Source organism: Saccharibacillus sp. O23, from assembly GCF_002205895.1.
Classification (GTDB): Bacteria; Bacillota; Bacilli; order Paenibacillales; family Paenibacillaceae; genus Saccharibacillus.
On sequence record NZ_NJDE01000033.1, the window covers coordinates 99,416 to 121,101 of the forward strand.

Here is a 21,686-nt window from a genome sequence, read left to right on the forward strand (position 1 = left end):
ACTCCTTTCGTTTAACCGTTTGATTTGCGATTCGTCAGATAATAAGCCGCGTAACAGAGCAGGATGAACGGCACCCCGCAGTACAGCGCGATTCGCTGCGTCGGGTCGAACGCGATGCCGATGCACGACAGCAGGCACAGCAGGAACGAAGCGATCGGCACGAACGGATATCCCGGCGTACGGTACGCCAGATCTTGCACGGAATGGCCTGCGCGCAGGTAAGCCCGGCGGAACAGCAATTGCGACAAGCTGATGCTCATCCAGACGGCGACCACGGCCAGCCCGGATATCGACACGAGCGCGATATAGACGGTTCCCGGCGCCACGATGCTCGACAGCAGCGCCAACGCTCCGCCCGCCATGCTGAGAATCAGCGCGTTCAGCGGGACGCCGCGCGACGTGATGCGCGAGAGCGAACGCGGGACGGTGCCTTTGTCGGCGAGCGACCACAGCATCCGCGACGACGCGTAGAGACCGGAGTTGGCCGCAGACAAGATCGCGGTCAAGATCACGAAGTTCATCACGTCGGCCGCGTACGGGATGCCGACCCGGTCAAGCACGGCCACGAACGGACTTTCCAATACGCCCGCGTCGTCCATCGGCAGCAGCGCGGACAGCACCACGATCGTTCCGAGGAAAAAGAGCACGAGGCGCACAAGCGTCGTTTTGATCGCTTTGGGAATGGTGCGCGTCGGATCGACCGTCTCCCCCGCCGCGATGCCGATCAGCTCCGTGCCGGAAAACGCGAAATTCACGGCGAGCATCGTCATCAGGATCGCCGTCGCCCCGTGCGGGAACCAGCCGTCCGCGGTCAGGTTCGACAGCAGCGGCGCGGTATCCCGGCCTTCCATCGGCACGAGTCCGAACATCGCCGCCGCTCCGATCACGATAAACGCGACGATCGTCAGGACTTTTACCAGCGAGAACCAGAACTCCGATTCCGCGAAAAAACGTACGCTGCTCGCGTTCAGGAAGAAGATCAGAGCCGCGAACAGCGCGCTCCAGATCCAGACGTTCACGTCGGGGAACCAGCGCTGCATCAGCAGTCCGGCCGCCGTAAACTCCGAGCCGAGCGCGACCGTCCATGTCAGCCAGTACAGCCAAGCGACCGTATAGCCCGTAGCCGGACCGATGTATTTGGCAGCATAGGTATGAAAAGCGCCCGTCTCCGGCATCTGCACCGACAATTCGCCGAGGCACAGCATCACGAGATAGACGGCGATCGCGCCGACCGCGTACGACAGAATCGTGCCGATCGGCCCCGCCTGCTGAATCGTATAACCGGAACTCAGGAACAATCCCGTCCCGATGACCCCGCCCAGCGACAGCATGACGACATGCCGAACCTGCATTTTTCGCTGAAAATCCCCTGTCTGTTCCTGCTCCATAACCTCTCCATTTCCGGTCCTCACGCAAAAAAGACGCCTTCGCTTGCAAGACGCCTCGGAAACACTTTCCTGCCGGGTCCAACGATTTTTCAACCAATATACCGGGCTTGACATGACGTGTCAACCGTTATTTTTCTGCCGCGTTAGTGCGGTGAACGGAATGGGCACGAAGGGCTTAGGGCACAGAGAAGCACAAGCAGAGGCGATATGACGAGCCCGCGTTAAACGGGTCGCGGTTCGCTTAACTCATTCAACACCGTCGCGCGGTTTTAATGCATGTTGCCGCAGGGGAAGCGGCCCATGAAAAAAGGCAAAAAGCCCATACGGGCGCAGTTTCAATCCACGCTCCCGCACGGGGAGCGACAAGTCCGGTTCGCGAAAAACAAGCACTCGTCCATGTTTCAATCCACGCTCCCGCACGTGGAGCGACAAGACTTACCGGATCCGATCGTCCCGCTGTACATCGTTTCAATCCACGCTCCCGCACGTGGAGCGACAAGACGGACGAAGAAGTTGCGGCCGAAAAGGTTGTTTCAATCCACGCTCCCGCACGTGGAGCGACTGTTCCCCTCTTCAACCGTTGCCTCGCAAGGGACAAAAGCGAGAAAAGTGCGAACCTCAAAAACAGCCTAATCAAAACCGGACAAAAACACAAGAAAAATCGCGAAATCCCTTATGCGGCGCGGAGTGCGAACCTCCCTAGGATTCGTTGGGAGCTTCACGTTCGCACTTTCGGAAAACTTCGATCGTCCGCAAAGTCTGATTAGCAAACCACTTTCCGCATTTCGACCCGTTCCCGCATCTTACATTGCCTTTCTGTCAACGTAGAGCCTATATTTCAGCTTGTTGAATGGCTTACATGTCCTAAAAGGCAATGTAGAATGCTTTTTCATCCGAACTCCGCCTCGTTTCCGCTTCTACGTTGCTTTATTGTCAACGTAACTCTTGCAAAACAAAAAATCGCGACTCTACGTTGCTTTTTTGTCAATGCAGCCGGAAAAAACACCAAAAAGCAGCCCGCATACCGGGCTGCTTCCGTTCTTGATTATGCTGATTTTCCGCAAAAGCAAAACACGAGCAAAGCGCGATAGCAAAGCACGCCAAAATCCGCTTCATTCGCTTCAAGCAGCAAGGCTTCTCCCGTACGCGCGCTTCCCGCTACTTGCCGCCGTTCCCCGCTTCCGGCTTATCGGCCTTCCGCGATCCAGGCCAGCGCCGCATCGAGCCGCGCCGCGAAATCCGCCGGGTAATCGTGCCCCATCCCCGGCACCAGTTCCAGCCGGAACTCCAGCCCGGCTTCCTGCATCGCTTCGACCAGCGATTCCATTGCCTCGCGGCCCTCGGCATCCTCGGCCCCCGCGATCAGCGCGAAACGCGGCGTACGGCCTTCCAGCCGGTCCATCGCCTCGACCCATTCCCCCGGCTCGTCCAGCCAGGGCGAGACTAACACCAGTCCGTCCGCGGGCAGCTCGTCGTGCAGCAGGGCGTTCAGCGCCACCTCGGCTCCGGCCGAGTAAGCGCCGAGCGCGACGGGCGCGCCGCCCGGTTCCGGCGCCGATCCGCGGAGCGTCTCCAGATGCTCGCGCAGCTCGGCCGCGCCCAAGTCGATGTCGTCCCAGCCGTAGGCGTCCGAGAATCTCGTCTGCGACGAGCGGACGAGGCCGACCGTCCAACCGGCACGCGAAGCCGTGCCCCAGAACGGCGCCGAATCGCGCTCGTTCTCCTGATCGCCGTGCAGCGCGAGCAGCAGAGGCCGCGCAGCGGCTTCTGCCGCCGACTCTTCGGTTCCGGCCTTCGCCGCTGCGCTTTCTGCTTTTGCGGCTTCCACCTCGTCGGCCGGTCTGCCGAACGCTCCGCCAACCGATCCGCCGGTTCCCAACACCGCAAGCCCCGGCGCCGCGTTCGCCAGCGCCGCTTCTTCGCGCTTCGCGCACAGATCCGCCAACTCCGCGAAGCCGTCCATACCGCGCAGCGGCTCCAGATCCTCGTCTTCCAGCAGGTAATCCGCCGGATACCAGAATCCTTGCTCCAAGACCGCTTCGCGCAGAACCGCCATCGCTTCGCTTTCGCGGCCCGAAGCGGCGGCCAGCGCGTACAGCAGATTCGCCTGCCGCGCATCGCCTGCCGCCGGAGCCGCCGCTTCTTTTTCCGCCAAACTTCCTTCCGGTCCGCTGCCCTTCGTCTCGTCCGGAATCGAATACTGCCGAACGAATCGGTAGGCCGCTTCGGCTCCTTGCTCTTCCCGAATACGAAGAGCTTCGTTCAGCAAACGCGTCGCCGTCATGTTCTCCATCGTCGGCTCCTATTTCGTCAGGATGATCGGCTCGCCTTTGGTGATGATCATCGTATGCTCGTATTGCGCCACCAAGCTGCCGTCGTCCGCTCTCAAGGTCCAGCCGTCATGTTCGTCTTCGAACACTTCGCGCGCATTGGTCGAGACGAAAGGCTCGAACGCGATAACCGTGCCGTCTTTCCACAGGTCGGTATCGGTCGGGTCGTAGTAGCTCAAGATATATTCCGGGTCGTCGTGCAGCGCGGTGCCGATGCCGTGTCCCGTCAACGTTTCGATGATGTTGAACCCGTGGCGGCGCGCGACGTTATAAGCCGCTTTGCCCGCATTGTTGCGCTTCGAACCGGCTTTGATCTTCGCGGCTCCGGCTTCGAACGCTTCGACCGCCGCTTCGCACAATTCGACTAGACGCGGATCGCCTTTGCCCACGACGAACGATACGCCCGTATCGGCAAAATAACCGTCGCACGAAGCGGACACGTCCACGTTGACCAGATCCCCTTCTTGAATGACGCGTTCGCTCGGAATGCCGTGCGCGACTTCTTCATTCACGCTGATGCAGGTATGACCCGGAAAATCGTACGTCGATTTCGGAGCGGATACCGCCCCGTGTTCTTCGAACAGTTCCGCCGCGCGGCGATCTAGATCGATCGTGCGCACGCCCGGTTTCGCCATCTCTTTCAATTCGTCGCGGATGATCGCCACGATTCTGCCGATTTTTTTCAGACCTTCGAGTTCTTGCTCCGTTTTTACGATCATGATTCTTCTCCTTTATGTCTTGTCGTTAAATCAAGCGCCTGCCGGCAATCGCGTTCCGACAGCGCGCGTATGCCGTTTTCCGGATTGTCCGTGCCTTTCCGGCGCACCGCGAAGTCCGTCGGACAGGAACCGACCTCGATCCTGTGCGTTCCTTTTTGCCGTTACCCGCTATTATACCACTGTGCGGCATCCCATTTCGCCCCCGGCCGCAAAAAAGGCTCCGGGAACGCCGCCCGCAGCCTGACTTGGACCTTTTACCATCCCGTAACGCCGCGAATCGCTTCCGCGAGCCGAACGGCCATTTTCTCGTTACCGGCTTCGGACGGATGCAAGCCGTCGCTGTAATCTCCCGCCGCTTCCGACAACCAGCCGTCCGTGCCGATCACGTGCAGCCGCGTATCGCCCGCCGCGAGCCGAAGTTCCGCCGCTTGCCGCGTTTCCTCGTTCATGTATCCGTTCAGCGGCACGATCACGAACAGCTCCGATTCGGGATGAACGTCCCGCAGCCGCTCCAGAAAACGGACGTACGTTTCCGTGAACGCGGTGCCGTCCAGCTTCGCCCGCGCGTCGTTCGTGCCGATATTCACCACGACCGCATCCGGCTGCCGCCCTTCGAAGTTCCAATCCGGCGAATTCGCGTAATCGAGCGGCTGAAGCTTGAAATACTGCTCGCTCATGCCTCGCGGCGGCAGTCCGTTGCAGGACACGCCATCGGTCAGGCAGATGCCCGTGTAAGCGATCTGCGTATGGTCCGCGTTCAACCGTTCGCCGGTCAACCAAGCATACGAATCCAGCGCGATATCCGGATTTTTGTATCCCACCGTGATCGAATCGCCGACGAACTCGATCCAGCGTTCCCGCCCGGGAATAGCGAACGTCTCCGCGCCTTCGTCGAGCAGCAGACCCCGGAACACGATCGTATCGCGAATATCGCGCGTTACCACGGTCAGGGTATGTTGACCGGGTTCCAGACGCGCGGGCGTCAGATTGACCAGTCCCGAAGCGTTCGAGTACAGCCGAAAAGGACCGCCGTCCACCGACGCGTAGAGACTCGAACGGGCCGGAGCTTCCGCGCTTCCCAGACGCAGCTTCGCGCTCGTGCCGGTAAAGCCCGTCGTAAACGAAGTCCCGGCCCAATATCCGCGGTAGCTGCCGGGTAAGGAGGTGTCCCAACGGCCGATATACTGAATATTCGGATCGTCCGGGCTTACGGAGATCATATCGGCGTTGACGCGCCCGATCGAGGGCGCGGCGAGCAGCACGGTTGCCGCCAGCAGCAGCCAGACGAGCCAAGTTCGGCCTTGAAGCAGCGGATGACGGGAAGGTTCGGAATTGCGGATGTTCAAGCGTTTCTCTCCTTGCGCTCAGGATGGTTTGCCGATTTATTATAGCGCTTTTTCCTTCATAATCCAGCAACCATTCTTAAAAAAAGCGACCTGCCGTTTCCGGCGGCGAATGTTCCAGGCTGCCTTTTTGGCGAAAGCTTATCCGCGGCGGGGATCCCCTTCGTTTCTCGTCTCGGTTAGCCCCTTGCGAAAGCATGTTGACAGAATTTTCGTGCAGCAGTATGATCGCAGCGTAATAGATCGATCCTCGTTAGGTGAGGCTCCTATACGAACACAGGCCACTGCCCGGAAACATCGAGAGATGCCAATGGGTAGAACAGGAATTGCCGGATTAAGGCTTTTCATAACGTGGCTAAAGAACCCGGTTCTTTTACGTCGTATAGTGCTAAAGCTCGACTTGGGGACTTTCGGATAGGCATGCACGGATTCCGTATGCTTAAACGCGCCCTTCAGTCGAGCTGAAGGGCGTTTTTCGTTGGATCAAACATGGATACGGAAAGGGGTTGAACGCTCTTTTATGGGAAGCCGAATATCGTCTGAACGCGAACCGGAACCGAACAGTCCAGAGGCAGCCGGGTCGGAACGCAATGCCGGATTCGAGCGCGAACGCAACTCCTTTCCGACGGATTAAACGCGAGAACCTGACTGCCCGAAATCGAAGGAGGCCGTCAATCATGTCCAAAACGAATTTTTTTCAAAAAAAAGAGCAAACCCGTTTCCCGTCCGGTCATATCGAAGGTTTCGATATCGAATTGAATCAAGAAAACAAACGTCGGATCGATCGGCTGGTCGACCATTACGAAAATAGCATTCTGGCTCATCTGGACGAAGCTTATCAAAAAAAGACGAGTTGGTCGGATCGTCTGGCGGATCGCATCGCGTCGTTCGGCGGCAGTTGGACATTCATTGTTTATTTTGCGTGCTTTTTGATCGTTTGGATTGTCTGGAACAGTCTGCCGTTTACTCGTCTTCGTTTCGATGCGCCGCCTTTTATCTTGTTGAACTTATGCTTGTCGTTTATCGCCGCTTTTCAAGCGCCGGTCATCATGATGAGCCAGAACCGTCAAGCCTCCAGAGACAAACACGAATCGATTATCGATTTCGCGATCAATTACAAAGCCGAGCAGGAAATCGACGATATGCAAAGCCATCTTCATCGGATCGAAGAAGAATTGATCGAGCTGAAGAAACTGCTGCTGGCAAACGCGAAGTCGAAAAAGGAATAAATGACGCCACGTTCAATTCCCTCCGTAGGAACAGCAAAAAGCTTTGCCCGAGAACTCGGGCAAAGCCTTTTTATATTCGTTCTATTCCCTATTCCAAGATCGAATTACAGCGTCGCGATATCGATCACGAAGCGGTATTTCACGTCCGACTTCATCACGCGTTCCCAAGCTTCGTCGATCCGGTCCGCGGAAATGACTTCGATCTCCGGCGTGATGTCATGCTCGGCGCAGAAGTCCAGCATTTCCTGCGTTTCGCGAATGCCGCCGATCGACGAACCGGCGAACGAACGGCGTTTGCCGATCAGCGAGAAGACTTGAACCGGCAGCGGCGTCGGCGGAGCGCCCACGTTGACCAACGTGCCGTCGACCGCCAGCAGCGACAGATAAGCATTGATATCGATCTCCGCGCTGACGGTATTGATGATCAGATCCAACGACCCGGCCAACGCTTTGAACGTCTCGGCATCGCTTGTCGCGTAATAATGGTCGGCGCCGAGCTTCAAGCCGTCTTCTTTCTTTTTGAGCGATTGCGACAATACGGTCACTTCGGCTCCCATCGCATGGGCGAATTTGACGGCCATATGGCCGAGTCCGCCGAGTCCGACGACCGCGACCTTTTTGCCGGCCGTCACGCCCCAGTGACGCAGCGGCGAATACGTCGTGATCCCTGCGCACAGCAGCGGAGCCGCCGCTTCGAGCGACAGGCTGTCCGGAATCCGCACGACGAAATCTTCCGTCACGACGATATGGCTGGAATACCCGCCCTGCGTGTATTGACCGTAGCGGTCGACCGAACCGTAGGTGCCGGTCATCCCTTCCAGACAGTATTGCTCTTCGCCTTCGTGACAGTGCACGCATTTGCCGCAGGAGTCGACCATGCAGCCTACGCCGACCCGATCGCCGATCGCATGCTTCGTTACGGACGAGCCGACTGCGGCTACGATCCCGGCGATCTCGTGTCCCGGCACGAACGGATACTGCACCGGTCCCCATTCGCCGCGGGCGCTGTGAATATCGGAGTGGCAGATCCCCGCATATTTGATCTCGATCAGAATATCGTGCGGTTGAAGATCGCGTCTTTGAATCTCGGTCGATCGGAAAGAACCTTGCGCGTCGAAGACGGCGCGCGCTTGAGCCGTTGACATGGAAAAACCTCCTCGAATTCGGGTAGTTCTCTTGGATGATCCTCCAAGCTTTCGCTTTATGCTAAGCCCTAGAGTCGACTCTAAGTCAAGCGTTAATCGAGCAGGTCTTCCGAAAAAGATTCTGTTTTGACATTCGTTGCGGCCGGTGCTAGAATCGAACGCACTCGGAGTTGGTTTTACATTTGTTTTTATCGAAGGAGATTGTACGCCATGAAGACCTATACGATCGGCGAAGCGGCCAAAGTTTTGAATCTTACTCCTTATACTTTGCGCTATTACGATAAAGAAGGCTTGCTGCCGTTCGTGGAACGCACCGACGGCGGCACCCGCGTTTTCAAAGAATCCGATCTGGAAGCGCTGCGGATTATCGAATGCTTGAAGATGACCGGCATGCCGATCAAAGAAATCAAGACGTTCATCGAATGGTGTTCCGAAGGCGACGCGACTTTGCGGCAGCGCTTCGACATGTTCCAAGAACGCAAAGCTGCCGTCGAAGCGCAGATGCGCGAACTGACGGAAACGATGCGGGTCATCGAGCATAAATGCAGCTATTATCAGACTGCCTTGGATGCCGGTACCGAAGCGATTCACCGTCAGAATCAAATCGCCAAAGCTCTATCTTATTAATAAGCGAATCGAGCAGGAAGCTCGGCAGCAAAAAAAGGATTAGCCCCGGCAATCGGGACTAATCCTTTTTGGTTTCGATGCGGATCAGAAAAAATTCGGCTTATTCGACCGTTACGCTTTTCGCCAAGTTACGCGGTTTGTCCACGTCCAGACCGAGAGCCAGGGAAGCGTAGTAAGCCAAGAGCTGCAGCACGATAACCGACAGCGAAGCGGTCAGAAGCGGCAAAGTCTTCGGAATCGTCACGACTTCGTCGACGGATTTCATCAGTTCTTTGGCGTCTTCTTCATAGCATACGGCCAGCACTTCGCCGCCGCGGGCTTTGACTTCTTTGATGTTGCTGACCGTTTTTTCGATCAGCGCTTGTTCGGTCGCCAAAGCGATTACCGGTACGCCGTCTTCGATCAGCGCCAGCGTGCCGTGTTTCAGCTCGCCTGCCGCATAAGCTTCGGAGTGGATGTACGAGATCTCTTTGAGTTTCAGCGAGCCTTCTTGAGCCGCCGCGTAATCGAGTCCGCGTCCGATGAAGAACAGGTGGTCGTGCGACGAGAACTTCTCGGCGTAGACTTTGATTTCTTCTTCGCGCGCCAAGATCGTCTCGACTTGTCCAGGCAGTTCGTGCATGGCCGCGATCGTCTCCGCTACTTGCTCTTGCGTTTGCGTGCCGCGTACTTGCGCGAAGTACAGACCCAGCAGATAGAAAGCGATCAGCTGCGACGTATACGCTTTGGTCGAAGCGACGGCGATTTCCGGGCCGGCCAGCGTCGCGATCACGTCGTTCGCGTCGCGCGCGATCGAGCTGCCCACCACGTTAGTGATGGCCAGTACATGAGCACCGTTGGCTTGCGCTTCGCGCAGAGCCGCCAGCGTGTCGGCCGTTTCGCCGGATTGGCTCACGACGATGACCAGCGTTTCCGGCGTCACGATCGGGGAACGGTAACGGTATTCGGAAGCGACGTCAGTTTCGACCGGAATGCGTACCAGACGCTCGATTACCGTACGTCCGACCAGACCTGCGTGGTAAGCCGTACCGCAAGCGATGATTTGCACGTTTTTGATGTTCTTGATTTGCGCGTCGGTCATGTGGAAGTCCGGCAGAATGACTTTCTTGCCGCTTTCGTCCACGCGTCCGCGCATCGTATCTTGGTAAGCTCTAGGCTGCTCGTGAATTTCTTTGTGCATGAAATGCTCGTAGCCGCCTTTTTCCGCCGTGATGGCATCCCATTCGATATGGGTCATTTCCCGGGCAATGGTATTGCCTTCGATCGTCATCAGCTTCACGCTGTCTTGAGTCAGCAGAGCCATTTCGCCGTCGTTCAAAATGAACACGTTGCGCGTATATTTCAGGATCGCCGGAATATCGGAACCGATAAAGTTCTCGTTCTCGCCGAGACCGATGATCAGCGGGCTGGCTTGACGCACGGCCACGATGCGGTCCGGTTCGTATTCGGTCAGAACAGCCAGCGCGAACGCGCCGCGCAGGTGCTTGATCGCTTTCTGAACCGCTTCTACGATGCTGCCGTCATACTCGCGCGCGACCAGATGGGAGATGACTTCCGTATCCGTCTCGGAGACGAATTCGACGCCGCTTGCGATCAGCTCGTCTTTCAATTCCAGATAGTTCTCGATGATGCCGTTATGCACGACCGAGAACTTCTGAGTCGCGTCCGTGTGCGGGTGAGAGTTGACGTCGGACGGTTTGCCGTGGGTAGCCCAACGGGTATGACCGATGCCCACCGATCCGACCAGCGGAGCGCCTTCAAGCTTGTTTTCCAGGTTGACCAGACGTCCCATCGCTTTGGCGACTTTCAAGCCTCCGTCCGTGTAGACCGCGATGCCCGCCGAGTCGTATCCCCGGTATTCCAGCTTAGAGAGACCTTCGATCAAAACGTCCTGTGTATTTCTTGCTCCGATATATCCTACGATTCCGCACATATTAAATTTCCTCCGCTCATGGTTTGGGTTGGATCATCGGGTACCGAGCAGATAGTCGGAAGAACGCAGCTTCGCTTTTGAAAACCAAACAAGACTTCTTTCACGAACCCGCATAAAGACAGGCAGCGCCTGCTGCGCTTATGCATGCGCGATGAATCGCGGCTTGCGGAAAAGAAGATCCGATCTCTTCGCTGCAAGCGACCGTTCGCGAACAACCGCCGAGCAGACAGACTTCTCCCGCCGGATCGTCTGCACTTTCAAAATCCGCGCCGAAAACAAAGCCGTCGTTTGTTTCGTTTCGGCCGCGTAAGCTTTCGCGTCTTCGTCGATCAATCGCACGAAAAGCCCGATGATATGGAGCACCCGCAGATTCGTTTGTGCGGACAGTCGCCTGTCCGTTTTCCGTAATCTGCTCACGGTTCGGTGCAATACCGGGAGGTCCCCGCCGAAAATTTCGAACACCTCCACCTCGTCAGCTTGAATCGCGCATACCCGTCAGACTGTCGTCTTCCGGCGTTCCGATCTGGCACTCAAGCTCTGGCGCTTATGAAACTGTATTCGATCCTCGCTTTCTATGTAAAAGTAGATGGGTCTTACTCTAATAGAAATGCCCGCCTGAACGCAAGCGGGCACTTCAACATTATATGACATCCCGCGTTGGTTTACAACTCCGGCGCCGGGACGCTTTTTTCGTATGCTCGGGTTACACCAGTTCGGCCCGCACGACGTCGGCAATCTGGCCAACGACGCGGTCGAGCTGTTCTTTGTCCGGGCCTTCGGCCATGACGCGGATCAAAGCTTCGGTTCCGGACGGACGCACCAAGACGCGGCCTTCATTGCCCAGCTCGCGTTCGACGGCTTCCACCGCGGCGAGAATGGCCGGATTGCCTTCGTAGTTTCTCTTGTCTTGCACGCGAACGTTAACCAACAGCTGAGGGTACTGGCGCATCATCGTTTTGAGTTCGCTCAGCGCTTTGCCCGAAGCGACCAACGTATCGACCAGTTGAATAGCCGTCAGCATGCCGTCGCCCGTCGTGCTGTGATCGAGGAAAATCACATGGCCGGATTGCTCGCCGCCCAAGTTGTAATTGCCTTTTCTCATTTCTTCCATCACGTAACGGTCGCCTACGGCAGTCTTCAGCGTATTAAGGCCCAGCTTCTCGGCCGCTTTGTAGAACCCGATATTGCTCATTACCGTCGTCACGATCGTGCCGTCGTTCAGGCTGCCGGCGCGGTTCATCGCGTCGCCGCAAATGCAGAGAATATAGTCGCCGTCCAGCACTTCGCCTTTCTCGTCGATCGCGATCAGACGATCCGCGTCTCCGTCGAACGCGAGACCGATGTGGGCACCGTGCTTGATCACTTCTTCGCGCAGCAGTTCCGGATGGGTGGAACCGACATGGTCGTTGATATTAAGACCGTTCGGCTCGGCGCCGATCGCGATGACTTCCGCTCCGAGATCGCGGAACAAACGCGGAGCCAACTCGTAAGCCGCGCCGTGCGCGCAGTCGAGCACGACCTTCAGACCGGAGAACGACTGCTTCACGGTCGTTTTCAAATAGTCGAGGTAGACGAACTTGGCCGCTTCGTCGTTCACGATCGTGCCCAGACCGCCGCCTACAGGACGAGGCAGCTCGTCGATCTCCGCATCCATAAGAGCTTCGATCTCGAACTCGGTCTCGTCCGACAGCTTGAAGCCGTCGCCGCCGAAATATTTGATGCCGTTGTCTTCGACCGGATTATGCGAAGCCGAGATCATCACGCCGGCGTGCGCTTTCATGGTCCGTGTCAGATAAGCCACGGCCGGCGTCGAGACTACGCCCAGACGCACGACGTTCGCGCCGATCGACAGCAGACCCGCGATCAAAGCCGATTCCAGCATAAGCCCCGAGATCCGGGTATCCATGCCGATCAACACCGTCGGTTTCTCTACTTTGCCCGCCAATACGTATCCGCCGCAGCGTCCGATCTTATAAGCCAATTCTGCCGTCAATTCTTTGTTGGCGACTCCGCGCACGCCGTCTGTTCCGAAATACTTACCCATATCGATTCTCGTTCTCCTTTTATTTCAAACCACGCCGTATGACGTATTCGAATTCGAATGTTAGTGATCTTATTGATTGCGTTTCAACGTCAAGGGGCGTTTGTTCCTCCCCCGGTATTGCCTGTATTCCCGGTATTGCCGGTATTTCCTGTAGTGCCGCCTTGATCTGACGGAGGCGTTTCTCCCTGCGGACTCCCTTCTTCGCCGGTATTATTCGGGTCCGGATTCGTCGGGTTGTCGCCGGGCGGGTTCTCTTCCGTCGTTCCCGGTTGAGCAGGCTCGCTTTCTCCGTCAGTCGGCGTATCCGTGTCCTTCGGCACGTCGACGGATCCGTTATCGGCAGGAGGCTCCGTATTGCCCGTTTCTCCGCTTCCGGTGCTCGAATCGGGAGTCGGAGTCTCGGGCTGCGTCTCCGTGGCAGGAGGAGTTTGCGTTTCTCCTGCGCCCGATTCGCCTGTTCCCGCGATTTCGACCGTAACGGAAGGCGGCGAATCTCCGCCGGTTCCGATATAATCGGGCAGCGAGACTTTGAGCTGCACGTTATGCGTACCGGCGGACAGTCCCGACAAGTCTGCCGTCAATCCGATATCGGAGGCGGTTACGTCGGACAGCAGATTAGGAGCTCCCACGATCGTAATGTCCATTCGTCCGGACTCGGGATCGGTGATGGTCGCCTTCAGCCCGTTTGCCTGACCGGTCAACCGGATCGGCACGTCGGAGATGACCTTTTCCTTGTACGGAACGACGGTCACCGTGTACTGCACCGAAGACGGTTCGATACGCTGGACTCCGCTGGGCGCGGTCAGCGTTTCCGTATAACGCGTCGTTCCTTCCGCCGTGATCCGGCTCAGATCCAGCGTGACGGGCGGAAAAGCATCTACGGACTTCAAGGCTCCCGAAGCTCCGTACAGCTTCACTTCTTTCGCAGCCGCCTGCACGCCGGACAGAACAAGGCCGTCGGGCAGCCTTCCGCTGTAGCTGACGTTCAGCGGAAGCGTTTTGGAAGAAACGTTGGAAGAGATCGGAATCTGCACTTTGAGCGAAGAAGGTACGATCTCGGCGTCATCGAGGACTTCCCCGTTATTCGAATACGCGACCAGTTTGACCCGGCCGGATACGTTTCCGTTCGATCCGTCGACGCTCATCTCGCCTTGAATCTTCTGCACCTGCTTCATTTCGCTGGTCGGCAGCGTGACTTTTACGGTATTGCCGTCCTCGAAGACCGGATCCAGCTCCGTGAATCCGTCGGCCGGAACTCCCGTCGTCAGTACGACGGCTTGGAACTCCTGCGTGACTTTCTCTTCGACCGTCACCGTTACTTTGGACGGCTGAATCGATAACAGTTCTACGCCCGCCGGCGGATCGAATTGAAGCGGAACCTCGTATTTGCCGGGTTCGCTGATACTGCTAAGGTCCATCTTCACTTCATATTCGCTTGCGCTGGGCAGCGAGGTGAGCAGCGAACGTTGTCCGGCCACGCTAATGCTGACCTGCTGCGGACTCACCGACTTCAGGACGTATTTTTCGTTATCGAATCCGTAAGGTTTGATCGCTAGATTGGTAATCGTCGTCTGGTCGCCTTGACTGCTTCGCGTGATGGTCGGCGCATCCGTATCCACATGAACCATTGCCCATAAGATCAAGGCAACGGCCAACGCGATAATCTTGGCGGCCGTATTATTGGCAAGCCATTTATCCATTCGGCTCGTCCCCTTTCTTTCTCCAGAACAAGCCCTTTTTTTCTTTCGTCGACGTATTCGGCTTCAGCAGCTCGTACAGTTTCGATACCAGCGCTTCTTCGCTGATGTCCCGTACGACTTTGCCGTCGAGCGCAAGCGAGACTTGCCCCGTCTCTTCCGAGACGATCACGGAGATCGAATCCGCGACTTCGCTGATGCCGATTGCCGCGCGGTGTCTCGTTCCGAGTTCTTTGCTGATAAAAGGATTCTCCGACAGCGGCAGATAACAGGCTGCCGCCGTCAGCGTGCGTTCTTGAATGATCACCGCTCCGTCGTGCAGCGGCGTATTGGGCGTAAAGATATTGATAAGCAGCTCCGACGTGACGACGGACTTCAACGGTATGCCGGATTCGGTATACTCGTTGAGTCCGGTATTCCGCTCGAACACGATCAAAGCCCCGATCTTTCGCCGCGATAAATAAGCGACGGACTTCATCAGTTCGCCGATCATTTGGCCCACTTCTTCTTCGTCCGCGATATTTCGGCCCACGAACTTGCCCCGTCCGAGCTGTTCGAGGCCGCGACGCAGTTCGGGCTGGAAAATGATAAAGATCGCGACGACGCCGAACGTAAACATCCGGTCCATCAACCACTTGAGCGTATAGAGATCCAACAGCGTACTGATCGCCCAGATCAATACCAAGACCAGAATCCCTTTCAACAGTTGAACGGCTCGGGTTCCGCGCACCAACAAGATCAGTTGATACACAATATAAGTAACGATCAAGATATCCGCGACATCCTTGATCGTGTCTTTCCAAGTTAGGTTTGTAAAATAATCCATCATGACCCAAGCCCCCGTTATCTCCGACTCTCTCAGGCTGCTGGCAGTTATGTATTTACGCCGGCGGTCCAAGCTTCGAAACCGACTGCCGGTTCGGATTGCTGCTTCGGATTTGTATACTTATAGGTTATAACGTTCATGCCTGCGTTGCAAGCGAACCCCCTCAGTAAGAAACAAAAAAAGGCGCCCCGCCCGAGAAGGACGAGGACACCGCGTTACGGGTGCGACATAGAAGGATTCCCGTGCAAGAACCCGATTCGGTTGTTAGCGGCTGCATGCGATCTTCCTTACAGGCCGCAGATTTAACGATAGGCGACTTCCGAGACGATGTTGCCCAGCTTGTACCAGATCCAATCGAATGCCTGGTTAATATCCTTAACCTGACCTGCGACATGCGCAGTCGAAGCCTGAAAAGCCGAACCGTCGATTACGGTCACGTTTCCTTCTACATCGCCGTAGATCTCCAGCTTCCCACGTTCTACCGTGAGGTCGCCGGCCACTTTCGTTCCTTCCGGAACGATGACGACGTTGCCCTGCACTTGAACGCCCTTAAGATCATTTCCCTTAAGAACAAGCTGCGTATCCGCATTCCAGAATCCGATCGACGTGCCCAGCATAATAAGGATAGCAGCAGCCGCGGAGGTCAGAGCAGGATGCATGCGCACCCAGTTCCACACCGGATTGTGCTTTTTGGGCTGAGGAAGAAAACTCATGATGCGATCGGTCATATCGTCGGATAAGGATACGGACTCGTCTTTCCGATTTGCGGCGAACAGCATCATCTCCGTCTCTTCAAGACGTCGAAAAGCCGCTCGGCAATCCGGACAGGCGTCAAGGTGACTTCGTAATTCGCGTGCCTGCTCCGAAGGAAGTTCTCCATCGAGGTACTCGTGCATAAACGAGACGGCTTGTTTGCAATCCATATGAGCCAATCCTTTCATAGAAACTCGGTAAACTCGACTCCCTTGACCGACAACAAGATAAGGTTACGCCCAGCGGAAACCTCAAATTGGACGCGGTCAAGCTAACATTGGCCTTATTATGCCCTACTTAATACGCCCCATTCCGATGATAGTTTCAATTGGAAACAACAAAATCGCATTTAATTCTGATTTTATTTATCATCGTTCAACATTCCGTAAAATTTAGAGATCCGCCGCAAAAAAAAAACGAAACCGCCTAGTAGCTCTGCGATTCCAGCTTTTTCCGCAAAAATTCGCGACCGCGGTGCACCCGCGTTTTGATTGTGGTTACGGGCATGTCGAGCACGTCGCTGATCTCTTGCAGCGACAGCTCTTGCAAATAGCGCAGGACCATTACCGTCTTGTATTTCGGCGGCAATTCGTCGATCGCTTGATGAATCGTGGTGCGCGTCTCGGAGATCATATATTCGCTCTCCGGCGTGCGATTATCGCTCGGGATCAGCGCATAACCGTCGGCGCCGTCCTGATCGCCGATCTCGGCGTCGAGCGAATATGTAGGTTTTCTTTTGCGAAGACGGTCGATGCTTAAGTTGGTGCCGATCCGATAGATCCATGTCGAGAACTTCTGTCCGGGATCGTAACGATCGAGATTTCGATAGACGCGCAGAAACGTTTCCTGAACGACATCTTCCGCCTCATGCCTGTTATTCAGCATACGATATGCGAGATGAAAAATTCGATCTTTATAAAGATCAACGATTTCGGCGAAAGCCCTCTGGTCACCTTTGAGCGCAAGTTTCACCAATCTCGTTTCCAGATTGTCCACCGTGTCTCCCCCAGACTAAGCCCGCTGAACCGGGAATCCGAAGCGCCCCTGTCGCTCCCTGCCTAGATTCCCTTACAACTGAAGGCAAGCATTCCATCGGACGCCAAGCGGCAATAAAGTCCACAAAGCGCCATCCTATAGGTATGTTCAAATCGTAATTCATGCGGCGTCAAAAAGCAACACTACCGTTGTAACTTCCTCCAGATCCTTACATTGTTCAAGAAATTAAAATCTTAATCCGAGCGATTTCCAGCCAAAAAAGAAGAACCGCGTTCTTTTCCGAAGAAAATACGCGGTTCCGAAAAAAAGCGGTTATACGTCCGGCCTTGCCGTTACGCCGAAATCAGCCCGTGTTTCGAAGACCCGCCGCAATGCCGTTGATGGTCAACAGCACTTCGCGGAGCAGTTCCTGATCGTCTTCTTCGCCCGAATCGCGTTGAGCGCGAAGTTCGGTCAGCAGCTGCACCTGAAGATAGCTCAGGGGATCGACGTAAGGATTGCGCAGACGAATCGATTCTTGAATGACCGGAACGTTGTCCAGAATCTCTTGCTGTCCCGTAATATCGAGAATAAGCTGCTTCGTCAAACGGAATTCTTCTTCGATCAACCCGAAGATCCGGCTGCGGCTGTCTTCGTCTCCATACATGGAGGTGTATTCTTGAGCGATGACCAAGTCGGCTTTGGCGATCGCCATCTGGAGCGAATCGATCAGCGTCGTGAAGAACGGGAAGCTCGCGTACATCTGTTTCAACGTTTCCAGATTCTCCGGTTTTCCTTGATAGAAGCTTTGGATGCCCGTACCTGCCGCATACCATGCCGGAACGAGGTAACGCCCTTGCGTCCAAGCAAACACCCAAGGAATCGCGCGCAGATCTTCGAACCGGTCGCTGTTCTTCCGTTTCGAAGGACGGGAACCGATATTCAGTTCGCCGATCTCTGACAGCGGAGTCGCGCCTTTGAAGAAAGCCAAGAAGTCCGGGTCGCGGAAGATCAGATCCTGATATTTCACGAGCGAAGCTTCGGAGATGCTTCTCGCGATATCTTCCCATTGACGCTCTTCTTCCATATAAGAAGTGTCCGTTGCCGCCATGGCGGAAGTCAACAGCGCGGAAGTCGCCTGTTCCAAGCTTCGATAAGCGATACCTTTGAGCGAGTAACGGGAAGACAAGACTTCGCCTTGCTCCGTAATCTTGATTCCTGCTCCTACCGTGTGCGGCGGCTGAGCCAGAATGCTCCGATTGAGAGGCATGCCTCCGCGTCCGAGCGCTCCTCCGCGTCCGTGGAAGAACTTCAGCTTGATTCCGTAGTTCCCTGCCATCGCGGTAATTTCGTTCAGCGCGACGCGCAGTTCCCAGTTGGCTGCTACGGTACCGCCGTCTTTGCTGCTGTCCGAATAGCCGAGCATGATCTCCTGCTGATCCTTCATCGCTTTTACGCCTTCGCGATAAATCGGAATATCGAACAACCGCTTCATGATGCCGCTGGCGGCTTGAAGATCGTCGATCGTTTCGAACAAAGGAACGGCCTGCAAAGTGCATACGACGGTCCCGTCGGGTTGTTTGCGGAACAAACCGACTTCTTTGGCGAAGACCATGACTTCGAGAATATCGCTCGAAGCTTCCGCCATGCTGATCAAGTAGCTGCTGATGCAGTTCTGGCCGAACTCGTTCTGTGCTTCGAACACGGTCCGGTATACTTGCAGACACTCTTCCGTTCCGTCGCTGTAAGTTTGGTAAGGCGTCGTCAGCGGACGAGGATCTTCGAGCAATCCGACCAGCAGTTCGACTTTTTCGTCTTCCGACAGATCGGCATAGTTAGGCGTGATATTCATGCTGTTCAAGATTTCCGTCATGGCTTTCTCGTGTTCTTGGCTGTGCTGCCGAATATCGAGAGTAGCCGTATGGAAACCGAACAGTTCGACTTGACGCAAGAGCGTTTTGATCGCGCTGTCCGCCACGTAATCCGCATGATGGAAACGCAAGCTGCGATCGATCACTTTCAGATCCTCGATCAGCTCCGACGGAGAAGCGTATCGATCCGGTTGATCTTTTTTCTCGTCGTCCAGTACGTTATCCAATTTACGCATCATATAGGTTAATTTGATTCGGTAAGGTTCGTGCTCGTTGTTCCAGTTCAACTTGGCGTCTACGGTAACCGTCTCGCGGTCGCGCTCGATCGACTCCATCAGCTCGTCCGTTACTTTTACGATCGTCGTGCTGAAGCTTAACATATGGATCAGGTCAAGCAGGATCCGATGGTATTCGCGAATAGCCAGCTTACGCTGCATTTGCAGCGTCTGCCACGTGACATTTGCTTTTACGGAAGGGTTCCCGTCGCGGTCTCCGCCGATCCACGAACCGAAGCGCAGATAATTCGGCACATGCCAATTATGGTCCGGATAATATTTATCCAGACAGCGTTCGAGTTCTGCGTAAACGTCCGGCAGTACGTGGAAAAGCGTTTCATGGAAATAATACATGCCGTTGCGCACTTCATCGAGAACGGTCGGCTTGCGGTCGCGAAGTTCGTCCGTTTGCCAGAGCGTAATGACTTCGTTCAGCAGTTTCTCGCGCAGCTGCTCGCGCTCGCGGAACGTAAGCGACGGATCGTCCAACTGCATGACGTCGGCTGCAATACGTTTATGGATATCCAGAATGACGCGGCGCACCGCTTCTGTCGGGTGAGCCGTCATTACCAGTTCAAGCGACAGATTTTCGAGAAAGGCTTGCACCTCTTCGTAGGAGAAGTTCTGCTCCTTCATTTGTTGAACGGAAGTTTCGATCGAGCCCGGCTGCGCGGCTTCTCCGGCAGAACGCTCGTAATCCCGTTTTCTGCGAATCCGGTGATTTTGCTCCGCGATATTCACCAGCTGGAAGTAGATGGCGAAAGCACGGATCACCTGATGTCGGATCTCGGGATCAAGCGAATAAATTTCTTTTTTGAATTCCTCGTGCAAATCGGGCAAGTAGATCGCGCGAAGCGATTTGCTCAACTCCCGAATCTTCTCTACCTTATCCAGAAGCTCCTGTCCGCTATGATGCACAAGCACTTCTCCAAGAATATTTCCCAGGAACCGCACGTCGCGTCTGAGCAGGTTGTTGGAACTGCCTTTGTTTGCGGTTACCGTCAGTTCAGTCATTTTACTCCTCCTATCTGTCTTCATTGCATGCTTGCTGATATGACATCTTCATCACATCATACAACAATTCATTTGATAAATCTTTACTTTTGTAACGAAAAGCGACCGGGTATTTGATCGCCCTTGCTCAAACAAAAAGCCTGATAAAAACTTATCTATGAATGAAAGCGGAGTAAAACATACCTCTTAAATAAAGGGTTCCCGCTTTAAAACTGCGCAGAGAGAAAGTCAGAGACTATAAGAAAACGGCGCTCTAAAGAACGCCAGTATATATAACAAAAAAGACCGTATCCGGTCTCGGCTGTTTAATGGAGCGGGTGATGGGAATCGAACCCACGCTATCAGCTTGGAAGGCTGAAGTTCTACCATTGAACTACACCCGCAAAAAGCAATCGGGATGACACGATTTGAACATGCGACCCCCTGGTCCCAAACCAGGTGCTCTACCAAGCTGAGCTACATCCCGTTATTCAATTTAAAATGGCGCGCCCTGAGAGATTCGAACTCCCGGCCTTTTGATTCGTAGTCAAACGCTCTATCCAGCTGAGCTAAGGGCGCAAAATAATGGAGCGGACGACGGGAATCGAACCCGCGACCCTCGCCTTGGCAAGGCGATGCTCTACCGCTGAGCCACGTCCGCAAAATAAATGGTGCGCGTGGAGGGACTTGAACCCCCACGTCATAAGACGCTAGATCCTAAGTCTAGTGCGTCTGCCAATTCCGCCACACGCGCACGTCTTACTGATCTGGTGTAAATGGTGAGCCATGAAGGACTCGAACCTTCGACACCCTGATTAAAAGTCAGGTGCTCTACCAACTGAGCTAATGGCTCTCATGGCTGGGGGTATAGGATTTGAACCTATGCGTGACGGAGTCAAAGTCCGTTGCCTTACCGCTTGGCTAACCCCCAACAGAGAATGAATATGGTGGAGGCTGAGGGGATCGAACCCCCGACCCTCTGCTTGTAAGGCAGATGCTCTCCCAGCTGAGCTAAGCCTCCGTATGTATGACCCGTAGGGGATTCGAACCCCTGTTACCTCCGTGAAAGGGAGGTGTCTTAACCCCTTGACCAACGGGCCATGCTGACTTTCGGTAAAACAGCCTTACGGCAAGCTCTCAACCGGGCTCGAACCGGTGACCTCATCCTTACCATGGATGCACTCTACCTACTGAGCTATGAGAGCAAATGGCTCCCCGAACAGGACTCGAACCTGTGACAACTCGATTAACAGTCGAGTGCTCTACCAACTGAGCTATCAGGGAATAATCTGCGGTCCGATAACGAACCGCGGATGGCTTGGCAGCTTCCTACTCTCCCAGGACCCTGCGGTCCAAGTACCATCGGCGTTAGAAGGCTTAACGGTCGTGTTCGAGATGGGAACGTGTGGAACCCTTCTGCTATCACTACCAAACCAAGGTTTACGAAGTAAACCGATACAAGGTTTGCACCTTGAAAAAAAAAAAAAACAGAAGGAAGACACAAAATGAACACGACACACAGAGACAAGAGTAACCGA

General features: G+C 55.2%; 14 protein-coding genes, 11 tRNA genes, 1 rRNA gene, 1 pseudogene and 1 riboswitch. Of the genes and pseudogenes, 2 read left to right on the forward strand and 25 right to left on the reverse strand.

From position 1 onward, the window contains the following. Nucleotides 1–11: 11 nt before the first annotated feature. The 4 genes from mmuP to CDO73_RS25990 form a co-directional block, all read right to left on the reverse strand. The gene (mmuP, locus tag CDO73_RS25975; protein WP_088491404.1) at nt 12–1,388 is read right to left on the reverse strand and encodes an S-methylmethionine permease; all 1,377 of its coding nucleotides are present in this window, start codon (nt 1,386–1,388) and stop codon (nt 12–14) included. 1,186 nt (nt 1,389–2,574) lie between these two features. Beyond that, nucleotides 2,575–3,681, reverse strand: coding sequence for an alpha/beta hydrolase (locus CDO73_RS25980; protein WP_088491405.1), 1,107 nt, complete (start codon nt 3,679–3,681; stop codon nt 2,575–2,577). A gap of 9 nt (nt 3,682–3,690) precedes the next feature. Further along, complete coding sequence (gene map, locus CDO73_RS25985) at nt 3,691–4,437, reverse strand: type I methionyl aminopeptidase (protein WP_088491406.1); 747 nt, start codon at nt 4,435–4,437, stop codon at nt 3,691–3,693. Between the two features lie 254 nt (nt 4,438–4,691). Continuing rightward, on the reverse strand, nt 4,692–5,783 hold the full coding sequence (locus tag CDO73_RS25990; protein WP_088491407.1) for an SGNH/GDSL hydrolase family protein: 1,092 nt from the start codon (nt 5,781–5,783) through the stop codon (nt 4,692–4,694). Nucleotides 5,784–6,022: 239 nt separating this feature from the next. Next, nucleotides 6,023–6,192, forward strand: a riboswitch (M-box (ykoK) riboswitch). 265 nt (nt 6,193–6,457) lie between these two features. Between CDO73_RS25990 and CDO73_RS25995 the strand changes: the two genes are divergently transcribed. Next, nucleotides 6,458–7,009 carry a DUF1003 domain-containing protein gene (locus CDO73_RS25995; protein WP_088491408.1) on the forward strand — a complete coding sequence of 184 codons (552 nt, stop codon included), beginning with the start codon at nt 6,458–6,460 and terminating at the stop codon, nt 7,007–7,009. A 104-nt stretch (nt 7,010–7,113) separates the two neighbouring features. Here CDO73_RS25995 and CDO73_RS26000 read toward each other — a convergent pair whose 3' ends face one another. Further along, nucleotides 7,114–8,154, reverse strand: a complete 1,041-nt coding sequence (locus CDO73_RS26000; protein WP_088491409.1) for an NAD(P)-dependent alcohol dehydrogenase — start codon at nt 8,152–8,154, stop codon at nt 7,114–7,116. 210 nt (nt 8,155–8,364) lie between these two features. On the opposite strand from CDO73_RS26000, the gene CDO73_RS26005 reads away from it, so the two are divergent. Further along, nucleotides 8,365–8,781 carry a MerR family transcriptional regulator gene (locus tag CDO73_RS26005; protein WP_088491410.1) on the forward strand — a complete coding sequence of 139 codons (417 nt, stop codon included), beginning with the start codon at nt 8,365–8,367 and terminating at the stop codon, nt 8,779–8,781. 100 nt (nt 8,782–8,881) lie between these two features. Here CDO73_RS26005 and glmS read toward each other — a convergent pair whose 3' ends face one another. The 20 genes and pseudogenes from glmS to rrf all read right to left on the reverse strand — a co-directional run bounded on the left by glmS (nt 8,882) and on the right by rrf (nt 21,581). Beyond that, nucleotides 8,882–10,714, reverse strand: a complete 1,833-nt coding sequence (glmS, locus tag CDO73_RS26010; protein ID WP_088491411.1) for a glutamine--fructose-6-phosphate transaminase (isomerizing) — start codon at nt 10,712–10,714, stop codon at nt 8,882–8,884. A gap of 703 nt (nt 10,715–11,417) precedes the next feature. Next, entirely contained in the window at nt 11,418–12,758 is a 1,341-nt protein-coding gene (gene glmM / locus CDO73_RS26020; protein WP_088491413.1) for a phosphoglucosamine mutase, read from the reverse strand. A gap of 89 nt (nt 12,759–12,847) precedes the next feature. Continuing rightward, a complete protein-coding gene (locus CDO73_RS26025) occupies nt 12,848–14,458 on the reverse strand; it encodes a CdaR family protein (RefSeq protein WP_088491414.1) in 1,611 nt (536 codons plus the stop codon). Further along, the gene (cdaA, locus tag CDO73_RS26030; protein WP_088491415.1) at nt 14,451–15,284 is read right to left on the reverse strand and encodes a diadenylate cyclase CdaA; all 834 of its coding nucleotides are present in this window, start codon (nt 15,282–15,284) and stop codon (nt 14,451–14,453) included. The genes CDO73_RS26025 and cdaA overlap by 8 nt, the downstream gene beginning before the upstream one ends. Before the next feature lie 299 nt (nt 15,285–15,583). Further along, nucleotides 15,584–16,063 carry a bactofilin family protein gene (locus tag CDO73_RS26035; protein ID WP_306437552.1) on the reverse strand — a complete coding sequence of 160 codons (480 nt, stop codon included), beginning with the start codon at nt 16,061–16,063 and terminating at the stop codon, nt 15,584–15,586. Between the two features lie 78 nt (nt 16,064–16,141). Further along, nucleotides 16,142–16,222 (reverse strand): annotated as a pseudogene (locus CDO73_RS27385) (anti-sigma factor); the annotation flags it as partial. A gap of 238 nt (nt 16,223–16,460) precedes the next feature. Next, a complete protein-coding gene (sigW, locus tag CDO73_RS26040) occupies nt 16,461–17,030 on the reverse strand; it encodes an RNA polymerase sigma factor SigW (RefSeq protein WP_088491417.1) in 570 nt (189 codons plus the stop codon). Nucleotides 17,031–17,373: 343 nt separating this feature from the next. Then, entirely contained in the window at nt 17,374–20,169 is a 2,796-nt protein-coding gene (gene ppc, locus CDO73_RS26045) for a phosphoenolpyruvate carboxylase (protein ID WP_088491418.1), read from the reverse strand. Nucleotides 20,170–20,478: 309 nt separating this feature from the next. Continuing rightward, nucleotides 20,479–20,552, reverse strand: a tRNA-Gly gene (locus tag CDO73_RS26050). A gap of 9 nt (nt 20,553–20,561) precedes the next feature. Next, nucleotides 20,562–20,635: transfer RNA gene (locus CDO73_RS26055), tRNA-Pro, on the reverse strand. Between the two features lie 15 nt (nt 20,636–20,650). Further along, a tRNA-Arg gene (locus tag CDO73_RS26060) sits at nt 20,651–20,727 on the reverse strand. A 7-nt stretch (nt 20,728–20,734) separates the two neighbouring features. Continuing rightward, nucleotides 20,735–20,809: transfer RNA gene (locus CDO73_RS26065), tRNA-Gly, on the reverse strand. Between the two features lie 8 nt (nt 20,810–20,817). Beyond that, a tRNA-Leu gene (locus CDO73_RS26070) sits at nt 20,818–20,902 on the reverse strand. 23 nt (nt 20,903–20,925) lie between these two features. Further along, a tRNA-Lys gene (locus tag CDO73_RS26075) sits at nt 20,926–21,001 on the reverse strand. Nucleotides 21,002–21,004: 3 nt separating this feature from the next. After that, nucleotides 21,005–21,079, reverse strand: a tRNA-Gln gene (locus CDO73_RS26080). A gap of 14 nt (nt 21,080–21,093) precedes the next feature. After that, a tRNA-Val gene (locus tag CDO73_RS26085) sits at nt 21,094–21,169 on the reverse strand. A gap of 7 nt (nt 21,170–21,176) precedes the next feature. Further along, nucleotides 21,177–21,248: transfer RNA gene (locus tag CDO73_RS26090), tRNA-Glu, on the reverse strand. A gap of 32 nt (nt 21,249–21,280) precedes the next feature. Continuing rightward, nucleotides 21,281–21,353, reverse strand: a tRNA-Thr gene (locus tag CDO73_RS26095). A gap of 3 nt (nt 21,354–21,356) precedes the next feature. After that, nucleotides 21,357–21,432, reverse strand: a tRNA-Asn gene (locus tag CDO73_RS26100). Nucleotides 21,433–21,464: 32 nt separating this feature from the next. Beyond that, nucleotides 21,465–21,581: ribosomal RNA gene (gene rrf, locus CDO73_RS26105) — 5S ribosomal RNA — on the reverse strand. Between the last annotated feature and the right edge of the window lie 105 nt (nt 21,582–21,686).